The organism is Ligilactobacillus agilis, assembly GCF_025311475.1.
GTDB lineage: Bacteria > Bacillota > Bacilli > Lactobacillales > Lactobacillaceae > Ligilactobacillus > Ligilactobacillus agilis.
In genome coordinates this window covers 905,229-920,647 of record NZ_CP104397.1, presented here as the reverse complement: position 1 = coordinate 920,647, position 15,419 = coordinate 905,229, and the positions used below count along the sequence as shown (strand labels likewise).

General features: G+C 44.7%; 14 protein-coding genes. 3 read left to right on the top strand and 11 right to left on the bottom strand.

Annotation, left to right across the window (positions count from 1 at the left end; all coding sequences use genetic code 11):
- Positions 1-19: 19 nt before the first annotated feature.
- Genes fliE through flgB form a run of 3 tightly spaced genes read right to left on the bottom strand, consistent with a single transcriptional unit; the run spans position 20 to position 1,160 of the window.
- Positions 20-334 carry a flagellar hook-basal body complex protein FliE gene (fliE, locus tag N4597_RS04535; protein ID WP_050612086.1) on the bottom strand — a complete coding sequence of 105 codons (315 nt, stop codon included), beginning with the start codon at positions 332-334 and terminating at the stop codon, positions 20-22.
- A 13-nt stretch (positions 335-347) separates the two neighbouring features.
- Positions 348-764, bottom strand: coding sequence for a flagellar basal body rod protein FlgC (gene flgC, locus N4597_RS04530; RefSeq protein ID WP_260904904.1), 417 nt, complete (start codon positions 762-764; stop codon positions 348-350).
- Positions 765-776: 12 nt separating this feature from the next.
- The gene (flgB, locus tag N4597_RS04525) at positions 777-1,160 is read right to left on the bottom strand and encodes a flagellar basal body rod protein FlgB (protein ID WP_056977795.1); all 384 of its coding nucleotides are present in this window, start codon (positions 1,158-1,160) and stop codon (positions 777-779) included.
- Between the two features lie 477 nt (positions 1,161-1,637).
- On the opposite strand from flgB, the gene N4597_RS04520 reads away from it, so the two are divergent.
- A complete protein-coding gene (locus N4597_RS04520) occupies positions 1,638-2,750 on the top strand; it encodes a hypothetical protein (RefSeq protein WP_260904899.1) in 1,113 nt (370 codons plus the stop codon).
- A 70-nt stretch (positions 2,751-2,820) separates the two neighbouring features.
- Positions 2,821-3,408, top strand: coding sequence for a LysM peptidoglycan-binding domain-containing protein (locus N4597_RS04515; RefSeq protein WP_056977791.1), 588 nt, complete (start codon positions 2,821-2,823; stop codon positions 3,406-3,408).
- Between the two features lie 64 nt (positions 3,409-3,472).
- Here N4597_RS04515 and N4597_RS04510 read toward each other — a convergent pair whose 3' ends face one another.
- Genes N4597_RS04510 through motA form a run of 3 tightly spaced genes read right to left on the bottom strand, consistent with a single transcriptional unit; the run spans position 3,473 to position 7,199 of the window.
- Positions 3,473-5,524, bottom strand: a complete 2,052-nt coding sequence (locus N4597_RS04510) for a methyl-accepting chemotaxis protein (protein ID WP_260905212.1) — start codon at positions 5,522-5,524, stop codon at positions 3,473-3,475.
- Between the two features lie 52 nt (positions 5,525-5,576).
- The gene (locus N4597_RS04505; RefSeq protein WP_202021685.1) at positions 5,577-6,419 is read right to left on the bottom strand and encodes an OmpA/MotB family protein; all 843 of its coding nucleotides are present in this window, start codon (positions 6,417-6,419) and stop codon (positions 5,577-5,579) included.
- 12 nt (positions 6,420-6,431) lie between these two features.
- Positions 6,432-7,199 (bottom strand): flagellar motor stator protein MotA, encoded by a 768-nt coding sequence (gene motA, locus N4597_RS04500; protein ID WP_050612079.1) that lies wholly within the window; start codon positions 7,197-7,199, stop codon positions 6,432-6,434.
- Between the two features lie 172 nt (positions 7,200-7,371).
- On the opposite strand from motA, the gene N4597_RS04495 reads away from it, so the two are divergent.
- Positions 7,372-9,678 (top strand): transglycosylase domain-containing protein, encoded by a 2,307-nt coding sequence (locus N4597_RS04495; RefSeq protein WP_260904896.1) that lies wholly within the window; start codon positions 7,372-7,374, stop codon positions 9,676-9,678.
- 71 nt (positions 9,679-9,749) lie between these two features.
- Here N4597_RS04495 and N4597_RS04490 read toward each other — a convergent pair whose 3' ends face one another.
- From N4597_RS04490 to pheT, 5 genes are all read right to left on the bottom strand, one after another.
- Positions 9,750-10,508, bottom strand: a complete 759-nt coding sequence (locus tag N4597_RS04490) for an NADPH-dependent oxidoreductase (RefSeq protein WP_094128750.1) — start codon at positions 10,506-10,508, stop codon at positions 9,750-9,752.
- 82 nt (positions 10,509-10,590) lie between these two features.
- Positions 10,591-11,061 carry a transcription elongation factor GreA gene (gene greA, locus N4597_RS04485; protein WP_050612076.1) on the bottom strand — a complete coding sequence of 157 codons (471 nt, stop codon included), beginning with the start codon at positions 11,059-11,061 and terminating at the stop codon, positions 10,591-10,593.
- Between the two features lie 12 nt (positions 11,062-11,073).
- Complete coding sequence (udk, locus tag N4597_RS04480; protein ID WP_094128742.1) at positions 11,074-11,718, bottom strand: uridine kinase; 645 nt, start codon at positions 11,716-11,718, stop codon at positions 11,074-11,076.
- Between the two features lie 21 nt (positions 11,719-11,739).
- Positions 11,740-12,918, bottom strand: a complete 1,179-nt coding sequence (mltG, locus tag N4597_RS04475) for an endolytic transglycosylase MltG (RefSeq protein WP_192944162.1) — start codon at positions 12,916-12,918, stop codon at positions 11,740-11,742.
- An 84-nt stretch (positions 12,919-13,002) separates the two neighbouring features.
- On the bottom strand, positions 13,003-15,414 hold the full coding sequence (pheT, locus tag N4597_RS04470) for a phenylalanine--tRNA ligase subunit beta (protein ID WP_260904889.1): 2,412 nt from the start codon (positions 15,412-15,414) through the stop codon (positions 13,003-13,005).
- Between the last annotated feature and the right edge of the window lie 5 nt (positions 15,415-15,419).

Sequence of the window (15,419 nt, the reverse complement as noted above, 5' to 3'; positions counted from 1 at the left end):
TACATATCCTCCCGGTCAACTAAAATTGCATTTCTTTAAGATCGTTGTAGGCTGTAATAACCTTATTTCTAACCTGAACCGCCGTTTGTAAGTTCAACTGAGCTTCGGTCATGTTTACCATGATTTGGCCCAAGTCTTCGGCCTTTCCGGAAACAAGGTCCTTAGTTCCGTCGTTAACTACGGCCATCGACTGGTTTAGACTGGCCATTGACTTATCCAAGTAGTCACTGAAGGTTTGCTTGGCACTAGTTGCTTGCTCCTTAGTTAAACCTAAACTCTGGCCTAAATTAGCCTGGTAGGCCGCCAAACTTGGATCGATTGCTCCAAGATTCATCGCTTATTCCTCCCTAATTCTTCGAAATTGCAAGGGCCTTAGTCAAAATCGATTTATTGGCCTCTTGTGCAGACACATTGGCTTCATAAGTCCGCATCGCTTGAATCATATTAACCATTTCGTCTGAGAGGTTAACGTTTGATTGCTCTACGTAACCATTAGCGTCAGCCACTTCATTAGTTGGATCATACTTTAGGTTACGGTCCAGGTTTTCATCAATCCCTAGCACCTTAACCCCTGAAGATGTCGGCCCGTTATTAAGACTTGTTTTCATATTCTCGGAAAAAACCACCGACTTAGCATGGTAGGCAGCCGAGTTTCTCGTCTGGTTAGTATTTAAGTTAGCGATGTTAGTCGAAACCGTGTCTAGTTTCAAGCGTTCGAGGGCTAGCCCGCTAGCATTAATTTGTAATCCATTAAAAATACTCACTTAAATAACTCCTTAATTGTTAATTACGTAATTGCGCATTGATAGTCGGCCTGAAATTTGCTTTTCTAAAGCTTCGTAGTAGATAGTGTTCATCGCTTGGTTAACCATCTCACTATCCAGGTCGACATTATTTCCATTTTCCTTAACTGCGCCGGTATTATTAGCAGTTACATAAGCTCCTTGGCTTGCCCCTAGGTAACCCATATGCGCCTTATGGGTCCGGTTTAAGGCTAAACCTTGGGTGGCATCGGCCAGCTGGCTTTCAAAGACAATCTGTTTTGCCTTGTAATTAGCCGTGTTGACGTTAGCAATGTTTGAGGAAATCAAGCTTGCCCGCTGATTAGAAACAGCCATTGCTTGTCTTAATAAGCTATAAGTGCTCTCGCTTGCGACCATTTAATCCCACCTTTCTTACCAACCAAAAGCTAAACAGTTTTTAGTTATTTGGTTATTTTTCTAAGTCCCCGTTATATTTTCAGTATATACAAGAAAGTTGGGTTTTACAATAAAAATCTTAGCGCAAAATCAATCTTTTTATTGACAATAATTAAATTATCATTACCATTAGTATAGTTAGAAATAGGTTTAAGCTTTTGCTTTTGATTTATCCGGATAATCCTTGATTTCATAAGGGGTTAATCGGGTTATTTTTTTACTAAACTAATTAAATAAAAGTTTATGTAGCAGATATTATCCAAAAAATAATTATATACATTAATATATTTTAGTTATTTTAGCTTTTAATATTTTTGTATTTTTTGACATTTGTATATACATTATTTTAGAACTTAAGTTTGTGTAAACGTTTTTGGTTTGCTTTTTGTTTCCGCTTTATTTTATTATTAATTTATTGACTTTTAGGGAGGAATTTTTATGCAGACTAAAGCCTATTTGGGTGGGGCTGGGTTGTTATTGTTAGCCCTACCAACCACGGTGCTTGCTAGTCCACTTAAGCAAACCATTAGTCAAAATCTTAACGCTCACCAACAGCGGCTAAGTTTTTTGACTAGCTTTCAAACAAGACTAAGCCAAACCCAAGGCTTATTAGATCCCGGGGTAGCTTACCCTAGCTTACAAGCAACTTACCAAGAGTGGCTAACAACCAGCCAGGCCATCACCAATTTAACTAAGCAAATTGGCGTGCTAAAGACCCAGCTAGCTGCTAAGCAAACCGACTTAGACCAAACTTTAGTCAACCAAGCCCAACTTAACGACCACTTAGCCGCCGTCAAGCTCCAACTCCAAGACTTAAGTGCTAACAAAGCTGAGTTGACCCAGGAACTAGCTGACCTTAAGGAACAGTTAGCAAATGCAAGCGCCCAGCCAGATGAATTAACAGCCAGAATAGCTGAGCTGACCGCTAAGCTTGCGCAAATTACTGACCAGCTAGCTGAGCTAACCAAGACCCAAGCAAACTTGGAGGCTAATTTAACCGAGCTAGCCGCCAAATTAGCTAACCTTAAAGAAGAGTTAGCGACCATGATGGCCCAGCTTAACTTACTTACTAGCCAGTTAAACCAACTAGAAGCTAAGCAAGTCCAGTTGGTAGCTCGGTTTCACAGCACATTAGCTAGCTTAATTAGTCAAGAACAAACTACCGTTACCAACTTGACTAACCAGTTAAAAACCAGCCAGCAACACCTAACTTCACAACCACTTACCTTACGGACGGCTAAGCAAAGAACCAGCGTCAGCTTTCCACCTAGTCCAAAGCAAATCAGCTTTAGCCAGCCCAACTACCAAGTCCAAGCTAGCCCCACAACGCCGCTCCCCGTGGCTAAGCAAACCAAGGCAGCCCAGACTAAAAAGCCTAGTGCCAGTCAAACTAAAGGCGACGGTAAGCTAGCTAGCTATACCGCCCCTCAGGCTAAGTTTGCTAAAAAAGAAAAGCACCATAGCGCCACCAGTTGGCTTTATTCCCTGCTAGCGGCAGCTTTTGCCCTTTTTTCGGCCGGCTTCTTTTACCAACGGACCCGGCGGGATTAAGAAAAAATTTTGTCCTATTTTTTTCTGAGCATTTGGCTTATAATTGGTAGCCAAAAGGAGGAATTTTTGCGTGCAAGTTTCAGCAAGTCAGTTGGCAACAATCACCGGCCTGTTTCCTAACTCGGCGCTTAAAAAAGATTTAAGCAGCCAGCAAGTTGCTTTTAGCCAGCAGCTTAACCAAGCCCAGGTGACGGTCAAGGCAGGCGACACCTTAAGCCAGATTGCTGCCGACCACAATTTAACCACGGAACAGCTAGTCAAAGTCAATCACATTACAAACCCTGACTTGATCTACCCTGGCCAGGTCATCAACTTAAGTTCAAGCCAAGCAAGCACTCCAGTGCAGGCTAACCAAAGTCAGGCTAGCACCGTGACTACGGTGGCTAATGCAACTACCAGCCAGGCTAATTCAACCGTACCTAGCCTGGCTAGCCAGGCCGAAGAAGAAGCTCGTGCTTGGATTGCCGCCCACGAATCAAGTGGCAGTTACACGGCGAAAAACGGAAAATACTATGGTAAGTATCAGTTAGACCTCGCCTACCTCAAGGGCGACCTATCTCCAGCTAACCAAGAAAAAACCGCTAATAACTACGTTCATAACCGCTATGGTTCCTGGGTTAAGGCTAAGGAACACTGGCTTAGCCATAATTGGTATTAATTAAAAGGCACTGAAGATTTGAAATCTTCAGTGCCTTTTTTCTATCTTATTTTGGTTGTTTAGTTTAGTCTAAAATTTTAAATTTATTTGTTTCTTTGCGTAATTCCTTAGCAATGTTAGCTAAATCGGCTACGTGGCCAGTAAATTCTTCAATCGTAGCGAGGACTTCTTCGGAGTTAGCAGAAACTTCTTCGGTCCCGGCTGCGTTTTCTTGGGTAGAAGCGGAAATATTTTCCAGGTTGGACAAGACTTGTTCTTGCGCCTTTTCAATGCTTGCACTAGCTGTATCTAAGGTGTTAACTTCAGTAGTCATTTGGTTATTACCTTGGTAAACAGCAGTGGTTGACTTAATTGCAGAGAGGATTAAGTCGGTTTGCTTTTGTCCACCCTCAATTGAGTTATTAGTTTGGGCCACCATTTCGTCTGATTTTTGACGAATAGTTTCGATAATCTTTTCGATTTCAGCCGTCGATTCCTTACTTTGTTCGGCCAACTTGCGGATTTCAGCGGCCACCACGGCAAAGCCTTTCCCGGCTTCCCCGGCACTAGCGGCTTCAATCGAAGCGTTAAGTGCTAACAGGTTAGTTTGGCGGGAAATATCGTTAATGACATTGATGATTTGGTTGATGTTTTGGACGTTAGCGCTCATGTCATTAACACTTTCCATCAACTGCTTCATCTCTGCTAATTCGTTGTTCCAGTTAGCGTGAACCTTGTCCATGGTGTCCATGTTTTCTTGGTTTAGGGCGCTGGAATCGTTAGTTTGGTCGTGTAATTGCACGATGCTTTGGCGCATGTCGTTAATTGTTTCCGCCAACTTGTGAAGCTGATCAACCCCGTGGGCGGTTTCAGCCGCTTGGGTACTCGTGACTTCGGCAATCCCAGTAATCGTTTGGGAAACTTCTTCGGTCGCCTTGCTAGTTTGTTGGGAAAGTTCTAAAAGAGAAGCGGCCATTTCATCTACCCGTTGACTTTCAGATTGCAAACTATGAACCATGGCGCTAATCCCATCAACCACTTGGTTGTAGCTAACCGCTAGTCGGTTAAATTCATAGCCATTTGCATCCGGGTTGGTAAACTTATCAACTAAACTAGCCTTGTGGCCGGCCTTAATACTTGGAATCTTAGCCAACTGACCCTTAGACGCCTTGTCAAAGAAGGAGCCAAACTTGTCAAGTATTCCCTTAATCTGTTTAGTTAAGAAGAAGGAAATGGCAAAGACCACTATTAACATAACGACAACTAAGATTGCTGAGTTTCTGATTAAAGCTCGGGTTTCTACAGCTAAATCGTCTTTATCCACAAAGGCAAAGGTCCACAATGTTGAGTTAGCTCTAATCTTGTTAAAGTAAACTGCTGATACCTTATTACCATCCTTTAGTTGAACAAAACCTGATAACTTAGGTGAGTTTTTAATTGCTTGGTAAACTTCGGAATTAGCGATGTTTGTCCCATCTTGGTACTTCTTGCCCTTCCCTTCGGAAGACATAACGTCCCCTTGGCGGGTCATCATCGTCACAGACCCAGTCCGACCGATGCTTAAATGCTTGATGGTATTGTTAATCGCACTAAAGGAAATGTCGACCCCAATCACCCCTAGTTGGTTAGCTTTGTTTCTAAAAGCTAACGAAGCAGTGGCAACGTATTGGCCACTGGCAATATCCTTGTAAGGCTTGGACCAGTAAACAGTTCCTTCTTGGGCAACAGCCCCCTTATACCAAGGTCTTGTCCGCGTATCCATGTTCTTAGGCATCTCTCGTAAACCAGAAATCATTTTCCCTTGGTCATTACTAAAGTAGACCCCGACAATCCGGTCATTCCCGGTTTGGTTGCTGTCCATAAACTTTTGAATCTGGTCTAAATCGTAAGAATCGCCGTTAAACAGCGCGTTTTTACGAATATCCTTAGCCTTTTTAAAGGCAGAGAGGCGTAAGTTAGTGGCCTCATCGTTAACTACCGTTACGGCACTTTCTTCTGACAGCTGATTTCTTTGAATCAGTAAGTCTTTAGTGCTCTTGTAAGTTCCGGCTGTCAGAATAATGATTGACAGCAAGGAAACCGCCATTAAGATGGCAATAATAATTCTCCCCACACTCTTGGTGCCCTTAGTATTCATCAACTATTCTCCTTCTCAATACTTATAATCTAGATGGATATCGTCTTGTCTTTTAGGACTGGTCTTTTGCTTTTTGAATGATAATTTCAACCCGGCGGTTCTTAGCCCGGCCGGCGGCGGTATCGTTACTTGCAACCGGCTTGGTGTCAGCAAAGGCTTCTACCGAGACCCCGTCTTCATTGAAGGCCCCGTTGTTAACGAAGAAATGCATGACCGAAATTGCCCGCGCAGAACTTAGCTCCCAGTTAGAGGCGTAGCGCCAAGTATGAGCCATCGGTACGTTGTCGGTATGTCCGGCAATGATTACGGGGTAGGTGTGCACCTTTTTTAAGGTTGGTACCAGCTTTTTTAAAGCGGCTTGGACCTGGTCAGATAGCTCAGCACTCCCCGAATCAAAGAGGATGTTAGAATCCAAGTTAATATGAATCCCATCTTTTTCCTGCTTTACAGTCGAATTACCTTGAATCCCAGCCTGGGCCAGCTCATCTTTGACCTCCTGGGTAACCTGGTTAAAGGTTTGCTTTTGTTGCATTTCCGCTTGCAAGCGGGCCTCGGCTTTTTCCGCCTGGCTAATCGTGTTGACGTTAGCCTGGCTTTTAACATTGGCTTCACCTTTAACGTTAGGTGCGCCCCCCTTACCTTTTTTCGGGGTATCCCCCAGGTCAATCACATTATCAATGGCCGTCTCTTGACTAGTCGCAATCGTGGTTGAACCTGTACTAGAAAGGATCTGACTAAAGACGCTTGAGACCTGTTGCAACTTGTGCGAGTCCACTTTGGCAATCGAGAAAAGCACAATGAATAAGGATAATAGTAAGGTCATCATATCGGAGTAAGGCAATAACCAACCTTCTCCGACTTCTTCTTCCTCGCGCTTTTTCTTTCGTCTTTTCATCTCCAATCACTCCTACTCTTCGTCTTCTGGACGTAATTTTGGTTCTAGTTTTGAATACAGTTTTTGCTTGATGGTCTTAGGCGATTGCCCAGCTTGAATATACAAGACACCTTCTAAAGCAATATTCATTACCTGAATTTCTTCTGCTGACTTTCTGGCTAAACGGGAACTAAACGGAATCATAATTACGTACCCAAAGAAGATCCCTAATAAAGTCGCCACAAAGGCTGAAGAAATTGATTCCCCTAGTTTATCGACATCACTTAAGTCACCTAAGGCCCCAATCAAACCGATAACAGCCCCCAACACCCCTAAGGTTGGGGAAGTCGTCCCGGCGGTCTTGAAGATGCCGGCACCTGCATGGTGTCTTTCTTCAGTTGCTTCGATTTCGGTGTACATGATTTCTTCAATCTGTTCGGCGTCGATACCATCAACTACCATTTCTAAGCCCCGCTTCAAAAATTCATTTTCGATTTGGTTTACCGGCTCCTCTAGCGCTAATAATCCTTCCCGGCGGGCGATATTAGACATTTCTACAATTGATTCAATCGTAGCGACTGGATTGTAATCCCGGTTAGTAAAGAGAACTTTAAACATCCCGGGAATCCGCTTAATATCGCTTAAGGGGTAGGAATTAATTACGGCGGCAAACATCCCCACGAAAATAATTAGTAACGCTTCGGGGTTAACAAAAACCATTAAGTTGGCACCCTTGACGATCATCCCCCCTAAAACGGCGATGACCCCCATTAAGATCCCAACAACAACCATAAAATCCATCAAAATTCCTCCTAAATATCCATCTCTATAATTTAAATCGGTCAAAAAAAAACTTTTTTAAGCAAAAACCCACTTCTTTTTTTCTAAAAAACGTTTTCCAGCTGTCAAGCTTTTTTCTTGGGCGCTTTTGTGTTACTGTATATTCAGACTTTTAATGGGAGTATTTTTTATCATGGAAAAAAAACCTCAACGCCAGGCTAAAAGACGGCCACAACCTAAAAAACGGCCGGTCAAAAAAAGGCGCCCTAAAAAGCGGAAGCGCAAGGTTACTTGGAAAGGAAGACTCCGCCGCCTAATTGCCAGCCTGGTCTTTTTAGCCATCGTGTTTATCTGCTTTGTCCTCGGCTTAGTTATTATTTACGCTAGACAAGCGCCTGCCTTAGACAATAACTACCTAATCAGTAGCGGGACGACTACGATTTACGATCGCCAAGGCCAGAAGATTTTTTCGCTGGGCCTGCAAAAGCGGCAACCGGTCAAGGCTAATGAAATCCCTAGCCAGCTAGCCGACGCGGTGACTTCGATTGAAGACCGCCACTTTTACAAGCACTTCGGCTTAGACCCAGTCAGAATTTTAGGGGCAGCTGTGGCCGACTTAAAGCACCCCGACCGGGCCTTGCAGGGGGGCAGTACCTTAGACCAACAGCTAATCAAGCTCTCCTATTTTTCAACCAAGAAATCTGATCAGACCTTTAAACGCAAGGCCCAGGAAGCCTGGTTAGCCTTACAGCTAGACCACCAGTACTCAAAGGCAGACATCCTTAAGTTTTACGTCAACAAGGTCTTTATGGGCAACGGGATTTACGGGATGCAAACGGCGGCTAAATACTACTACGGTAAGGATTTGGCCGACTTATCACTAGCCCAGACCGCAACCATTGCGGGCATTCCCAACGCCCCTTCGACTTATAACCCTTATAGCGACTTGCAAAAGGCAACCAAGCGGAGAAACACCGTCTTAAAGGCCATGTTGGCTAACAAGAAAATTAGTCAGCCAGCCTACCTAGCGGCAATTAATGAAGACATTAGCTCAGGCTTGGTGCCTAAAGCTAGCCATGCTCAGAGTCAAACCAACCAGAAGGCTATTTTAGCCGACCCTTACCTAAAACAGGTTTTAAGCAGCGCTAAGCAGGCTGGCTATGATCCTTACCGGAGTGATTTAAAAATCTATACCAACCTGGATATGCAGGTCCAAACTAAGCTTTACCAGCTAGCCAATTCAAATGAGCTAGCCTACCCTAATGACCAGCTCCAAGTTGGGGCCAGTGTAGTCGACCCTAAGACCGGGGCTATCTTAGGGATGATTGGGGCCCGCAAGGTTGATAACGTCACCTTTGGCTTTAACCGGGCCGTCCAAACCAGCCGGACGAACGCTTCGACTGCTAAACCTTTATTCGACTACGCTCCGGCCATCGAATACCTGGAGTGGCCGACCTATCACGAATTAGACGATGGTCCTTATACCTACGCTGGGACTGATAAAGAGTTGCATGACTTCGATAACCGCCACCTAGGTAAAATGACCATGCAAGATGCCTTAATCCAGTCACGAAACATTCCGGCTATTAGGGCCCTAGAGGCGGTCGGAATCACCCGGGCTCAAAACTTCATTAGCCAGTTGGGCTTCACCTACCCCAACAACTTGGAACTCCAAAACGGGATTGGCCTCCCTTCATCCAGCCTGCAAAACGCGGCTGCCTACGCTGCCTTTGCTAACGGGGGAACTTACTATGAGCCGCGTTACATCACCAAAATTGTCTTGCCAGCCGGTGAGACGCGGAAGTTTACCAGCAAGAAAAAGCAGGTCATGCAAGCTTCAACCGCCTACATGATTACCGCCATGCTCAAAGACGTTATCTACTCAGGAGCTGGGACCGGTCGGGCTGCCAGCATCCCTAACTTCTACCAGGCGGGCAAGACCGGGACCAACGCTTACCCGGCGGATGTCACTACTAACTTCCCTAGTGACGCCTTAATGGACGCGTGGTTTAATGGTTACACCAAAAACTTTTCGGTTTCCGTTTGGATGGGGTATGATAACCCCTACCAACCTAACCACTACCTAACCCCGGCCCAAAGCCAGTTACCTATCGAATTTTACCGCCACCTAATCGAAGCCATTTCCCAAGGCCTGCCTAACCAAGACTGGGCCCGCCCTAGCGACGTTGCGACTAAGGTGATTAACGGTAAGACTTACTACTACCTAACCGCAGACGATGACGATGCTAGTGATAGCTTTAGCGTCCCAGCGTCAAGTTCAAGTAGCCTGGGCGGCTTTGCTAGCACCACCACCAGCTCAGCAACTAGTTCACTCAGCTCTGCCAGTGCTTCTAGCGCCACTAGCAGTTTGAACTCAAACAGCAGTCAGATTAGTAGCCAAACTAGTCAAACCAGTGTTACTAGCAGCAGCCAGACTTCTTCAAGCCAGGCCAGTTTAACCCCCAGCTCTAGTAGCAGCGAGGAAACTTTAACGCCTTAATTAAATAACAGCTAAAGCTTTAAAAAAGTGCTAGCAATCAATCTTGTCCGTCATTGATTGCTAGCACTTTTTTAGTTAAAATCTAGACACAAGCCCTGGGCCTTTAAAACCTTAACTTGCTCGTCACGTTTCTTAGATGCTACGCTTAACTTCGGTCCAATAACCTGGTTAGTAAAGGAATCTATCCGCCGGTTGGCATCGCGCAAGTCGTAGTAAGTTTGAACGACTTCATCATAATCCTTGAGGTCGCTTGCCTTAAAGTCCTTGGGGTAGTCATTGCCAAAGGCGATAAATTCAAGGGGAAGACGTGGTTTTAATTGGGGGGCTTGGTCTGGGACTCCAACTTGTAAGCCTAAAACTGGGTAGGTTAACTTAGGCAAGTCCAAGACTTCGACTAACTTGGCCGGGTCGTTATTGATTGAGCCTAAAATTACCCCACCTAAGCCCATGCTTTCAGCCGCGTTTAAAACATTTTGAACGGCGAGTACAGTGTCCTCATAGGCTTGTAAAAAAATATCGGTGGTATGGACCCTACCTGCGTCATGCCCCGTTTGCTTTCTAATCTGGTAATTGCGGTATAAATCAACCATGAAAATAAACAAGTCACCGTTGGCCCCAACGTAAGGCTGAGTCGAGATATTCCGGATAGCCGCCCGCTTTTTAGGATCAGTAATGTGCATTACCGAAAAGCCCTGCATAAACATGCTCGTTGAAGTATGGCGTGCCACTTCTAACAAGGTTACTAGTTGTTCTTGGCTTAGGATTTGTTCCTTAAAGGCCCGGATGGTCCGGTGGTCTAGCTGTTTTTTTAGGGTTTCATTTAATTCCATCAAATCACCTTCACTAATAAAAGATAAGTTAATTATACAACAAAAGCAGGCAAAGCCAAATCGCCTTGCCTGCTTAACAGGTTTATTTTACGTCAATAATCTTGACTTTCATTACCCCACCGGGTGTTTCAATCGCAACTGTTTCGCCTAATTTGTGGCCGATTAAGCCAGCAGCAATTGGTGATTCGTTAGAAATCTTACCAGCAAAGGCATCTGCTTCAGCGGCCCCAACAATTTGGTAAGTTTCTGGTTCGTCATCATCTTCTTGGAAGGTAACCGTCTTACCAACGGCTACTTCGTCAGCATCGATTGCCCCGTTATCGATGATTTCGGCGTGGTTAAGCATGTTTTCAACTTCTTTAACCCGACCTTCAACAAAGGCTTGTTCGTCCTTAGCTGCTTCATATTCGGAGTTTTCAGATAAATCCCCGAAAGAACGCGCAATCTGGATGCGTTTAATGATTTCAGCCCGCTTTTCTGTCTTTAGGTATTCTAATTCTTTTTCTAATTTTTCTTTTCCTTCCAAAGTCATTGGAAATGTCTTTTCACTCATAGTTACACCTCGTTAATTAGTTTTGGAAATAATGTCGCGCACCTTAGTGACTAACAAATCGATTGCCACTTGGTTTTCGCCCCCTTCAGGAACGATGATGTCAGCATAGCGCTTAGTTGGTTCAATAAATTGGTGGTACATTGGCTTAACCGTGGCCAAGTATTGGTCGATAACAGATTGTAAGGACCGCCCCCGTTCTTCGATGTCGCGTTGAATCCGGCGGATGATGCGGATATCGTCATCGGTATCTACGAAGATTTTAATGTCCATCAAATCCCGTAAGCGGGGGTCGTTTAGGACCAAAATCCCTTCGACAATGATAACTTCCTTAGGGTCCTTCTTGATGACCTCTTTACTCCGTGTGTGGGCTGCGTAATCGTAAACGGGCACTTCGATTGACTTCCAGTTTAGCAATTCATGAATTTGTTTGATTAATAAATCAGTATCGAAGGCATCTGGGTGGTCATAGTTAACCTTAGTTCTTTCTTCAAATGGCTTTTCATCTTGTGCCTTGTAGTAAGAATCTTCTTGGAGCATCAAAAGTGAGTGGCCGTGAAGTTGTTCAAAGATGGCCTTGGATACACTGGTCTTACCACTACCGGATCCCCCAGTAACCCCAATTATAATCGGACGCTTGTTGCTTGCTTGTTGTGACATGAAATTCTTTCTCCCTTGGAATTAGTTTGCATTTTCGGTTTCGATTTTTTTAATGTTAGCCTGGTGTTCGGCGTAAGTTGCCGCGTAATAAACCTTACCCGTCTTCATATTGGCAACAAAGTACAGGTAGTTTTTATCACGGTCACTTGGATTTAGGACAGCTTCAATCGAATCAACACTTGGATTGTTGAATGGCCCTGGTCCATAACCCTTGTTCAAGTAGAGGTTATAAGGTGAATCAACCTTTAAATCCTTGTAAGTAACGTTAGCCTTCTTGACATTTAAGGCGTAAAGGACTGAGATATCAGTTTGCAGCGCCATGTCCTTGTCGAGTCGGTTTAAGAAGACCCCGGCAATTTCCTTACGGTCTGCCTCTGTTACCCCTTCGCGCTCAACCAAGGAAGCTAAAGTCATTACCTCTTGGACACTGTACTTCTTAGCGGCAATCTGGCTATAGTAAGGACTTAAAGCCTGGTTAGCCCGCGCCACCATTTGGGTCACTAAGTCTTTTAGGCTCACGGACTTAGTCACCACGTAAGTTGCCGGATACAGGTAACCTTCTAATTTATAGCGGGTATCCTTAGCATTTACCGCGGAAGAAAGCAACTCTGGATATTGTTTTGCTAACTGGTTAACAAAGGTTTGGTCATTTAATAACGCTAAGAAATCCTTCTTCTTAAAGCGAGTATTTTCCTCAACCACTGTTCCAATTTCATCGGCGGTAACCCCTTCTTTAACTAAGACCTTGCCGGTATTAATCAGTGGGGTAGAAGAGCCACCCTTTTCTAACTTCTTAGCAATTTGGCTTAAAGTCATTGATGGTTGTAAAACGTAATAACCCGCCTTAAAGCCGTTAAATTTCTTGGTTTTCACATAGTAATCAAAGACCATCCCGTTTTTGATTACATGCTTTTCTTCAAGCAAGCTTCCAATTTGTTTATTGGTACTACCTACTGGTACCTTAACTTGAATTAGCTTATGTGACTTAGGATTAAGCGGCTTTAGTGAATCTTGGACATAGTGGTAACCAAAACCACAAATCGCAATCACTAGGGCGCAGATTACCACTACTACCCCAATTACAATTCCCTTAGCCCGCTTTTTAGGTGCACCAGCTATTGGCGCCTGCTTATTTTTATCATCAGCCACGCTCTTTTTTGCCCCCTTACGGAAAAATTCATCTTTCCTATTATAACCCATGGACTTTTTAGGCGCAATACGCGCAAACAAGAAAGCCCTTCAGCTACAAGAAAAGAGACCCTTTTGGGGGCCTCTTTTAGCTTATTAACGAACGACAATGTCAAACTTAGCTTTTAGTTCGGTTACTACCTTGTCAAAGGCTTGGTTAACTTCTTCTTCAACCAAGGTCTTTTCAGGGTTGTTAAAGACTAAGGTGTAAGCAAGTGACTTAAAGCCAAAGTCGATGTGCTCACCTTCATAAAGGTCAAAGAGTTTAACTTCCTTAAGGTAAGGTCCGCCATTTGCCTCAATTGTTTCAACAATCGCAGCGTTAGAAACTTCCTTAGCGACTGCCATGGCAATGTCTCTAGTAATGGTTGGGTACTTGGAAACTGGTTGGTAAACTAGTTCTTTCTTATCTAAAGAAATCAACTTAGCGAGGTCTAATTCAAAGACGTAGGTCCGCTTAAGCTTGTATTCCTTCAAGATGGTTGGGTGGACTTCCCCGATGAAGCCGACAAATTCATCACCAACAAAGATATCAGCCGTCCGGCCGGGGTGCATTTCATCATGCGCGGCCGTTGCTTGGTAGCTAACGTTTTCTAAACCAAAGCTGGTTAAAAGGTAATCGACAATCCCCTTAGTTAGGTAGAAGTCGGCTGCCTTTTTGCCATCGTGCCAGCTAGCCTGGTGGAACAAGCCGGTAATTGCCCCGGCAATGTGTTCTACTTCCCGTGGCCGTTCTGAGCCTTCATCCCTGAAGAAGACCCGGCCTTGTTCGTAGAGGGCCACGTCTTCGTTTTTCCGGGCAGCGTTATAGGCTAAATCGTCTAACAAGCCACTGATTAAGTTCATCCGCACCGTGGTGTGTTCCGAACTCATTGGGAAGTCTAACTTAGTTAACTTGGCTGGTTCAAGCGCAAACCGCTTAGCCTTAGCTTCCGTAGTCAAGCCGTAAGAAATAGCTTGAGATAAGCCGGCCCCTTCCAAGAGGGCGCGGGCTTGGCGAATCATTTTTTGTTCATAAGTGTAATGGCCTGGGGTCGTTTCCCCGGTTGGTAAGGTTGTTGGGAGGTTATCGTAACCATAAAGGCGGGCTACTTCTTCAATTAAATCGGCAGCAATTTCAATATCCCACCTTCTTACCGGTACGGTCACCGTTAAATCTGCACCGTTAGCCACAACCCCAAAACCTAAGCGGGCAAAGATGTTGCTAATTGTCTCTACGCTTAAATCCGTTCCTAAAACCTTGTTGATTCTAGGGGCGCTGATTTCAATTTGCTTGTCAGCTAAATCTAAGTCGTTGACAGCTGCAATCCCGCTGACAACTTGGCCTGCCCCCAATTCGGCAATCAAGCTAGCTGCTTTATCCAAGGCAGTTTGAACGTCAGCCAAGTTAACGCCCCGTTCAAAGCGCGTTGATGCTTCTGAGTGAAGGTTTTCTCTGCGGGCAGTCTTTCTAATCTTGCTTGGATCAAAGACCGCAGCTTCCAAGGCCACCGTTGTGGTTTGGTCAGAAACTTCACTGTCTAAACCACCCATGACCCCGGCTAAAGCAACCGGCACGTCCCCGTTAGTAATTACCATGTCGGTAGCCTTTAAGGTCCGTTCTTGCCCATCTAAGGTCACTAACTTTTCGCCTTCCTTAGCCAAGCGAACGACTACTTGCTTGGAGTTAAGTTGGGCGTAATCAAAAGCGTGTAGTGGTTGCCCGTAATCAAGTAAGATGTAGTTAGTTACATCGACAACGTTATTTAAAGGCCGAATCCCGGCATTCCAAAGCCGACTTTGCAGCCAGATTGGACTTTCCTTAACCTTAACGTCCTTGATAACCCGCATCATGTAAGTTTGAGCAAGCTCGCTTGGCGCAGTTACCGTTAAGTAGTTAGCCACCGAGTCGTTAGGGTCTTCAGCAACCGTTACTTCAGGAAAACTTACCTTGCGGTCATAGATGGCCGCCACTTCATGAGCTACCCCGTGCATTGATAAGAGGTCAGCCCTGTTGGGGGTAATATCAACGTCAACAATGTCTTCGTCCATTCCTAAGTAAGAAAAGATATCTTGGCCCACCGGTGCATCTGCTGGCAAGATGTAGATTCCATCCGCATATTTCTTAGGCACCACGCTGTCGCTAAAGCCTAATTCTTGGAGGGAGCAAATCATTCCCATAGAAACGACCCCACGCATCTTGGACTTTTTAATCTTAGTGTGGTTACCAATCCATGAGTTAGGTAAGGCCACGATTACCTTGGCCCCAGCAAAAACATTAGGTGCCCCACAGACAATTTGGTAAGGTTCGTCTAGGCCAACGTCTACCTGGCAGATATTTAGGTGGTCAGAATCGGGATGAGCTTCCATGCTCAAAACATGACCCACCACGACTTTCTTTAAGCCTTCATCTAAGCGGTAATCAGCAGCAATTTCAACTGCCGTCCGCGCAATTTTTTCAGCTAAGGCACTGCGGTCTAAATCACTCACAGGCACGTATTCATTTAACCATTTCGTTGAAACTTTCATTTAAC

Bases quoted from the DNA above. Each gene is read 5' to 3' on its own strand.
- fliE (WP_050612086.1), bottom strand. From the start codon at position 334: ATGAATCTTGGAGCAATCGATCCAAGTTTGGCGGCCTACCAGGCTAAT.
- flgB (WP_056977795.1), bottom strand. From the start codon at position 1,160: ATGGTCGCAAGCGAGAGCACTTATAGCTTATTAAGACAAGCAATGGCT.
- N4597_RS04520 (WP_260904899.1), top strand. From the start codon at position 1,638: ATGCAGACTAAAGCCTATTTGGGTGGGGCTGGGTTGTTATTGTTAGCC.
- N4597_RS04510 (WP_260905212.1), bottom strand. From the start codon at position 5,524: ATGAATACTAAGGGCACCAAGAGTGTGGGGAGAATTATTATTGCCATC.
- N4597_RS04505 (WP_202021685.1), bottom strand. From the start codon at position 6,419: ATGAAAAGACGAAAGAAAAAGCGCGAGGAAGAAGAAGTCGGAGAAGGT.
- motA (WP_050612079.1), bottom strand. From the start codon at position 7,199: ATGGATTTTATGGTTGTTGTTGGGATCTTAATGGGGGTCATCGCCGTT.
- N4597_RS04495 (WP_260904896.1), top strand. From the start codon at position 7,372: ATGGAAAAAAAACCTCAACGCCAGGCTAAAAGACGGCCACAACCTAAA.
- N4597_RS04490 (WP_094128750.1), bottom strand. From the start codon at position 10,508: ATGGAATTAAATGAAACCCTAAAAAAACAGCTAGACCACCGGACCATC.
- greA (WP_050612076.1), bottom strand. From the start codon at position 11,061: ATGAGTGAAAAGACATTTCCAATGACTTTGGAAGGAAAAGAAAAATTA.
- udk (WP_094128742.1), bottom strand. From the start codon at position 11,718: ATGTCACAACAAGCAAGCAACAAGCGTCCGATTATAATTGGGGTTACT.
- mltG (WP_192944162.1), bottom strand. From the start codon at position 12,918: ATGGGTTATAATAGGAAAGATGAATTTTTCCGTAAGGGGGCAAAAAAG.
- pheT (WP_260904889.1), bottom strand. From the start codon at position 15,414: ATGAAAGTTTCAACGAAATGGTTAAATGAATACGTGCCTGTGAGTGAT.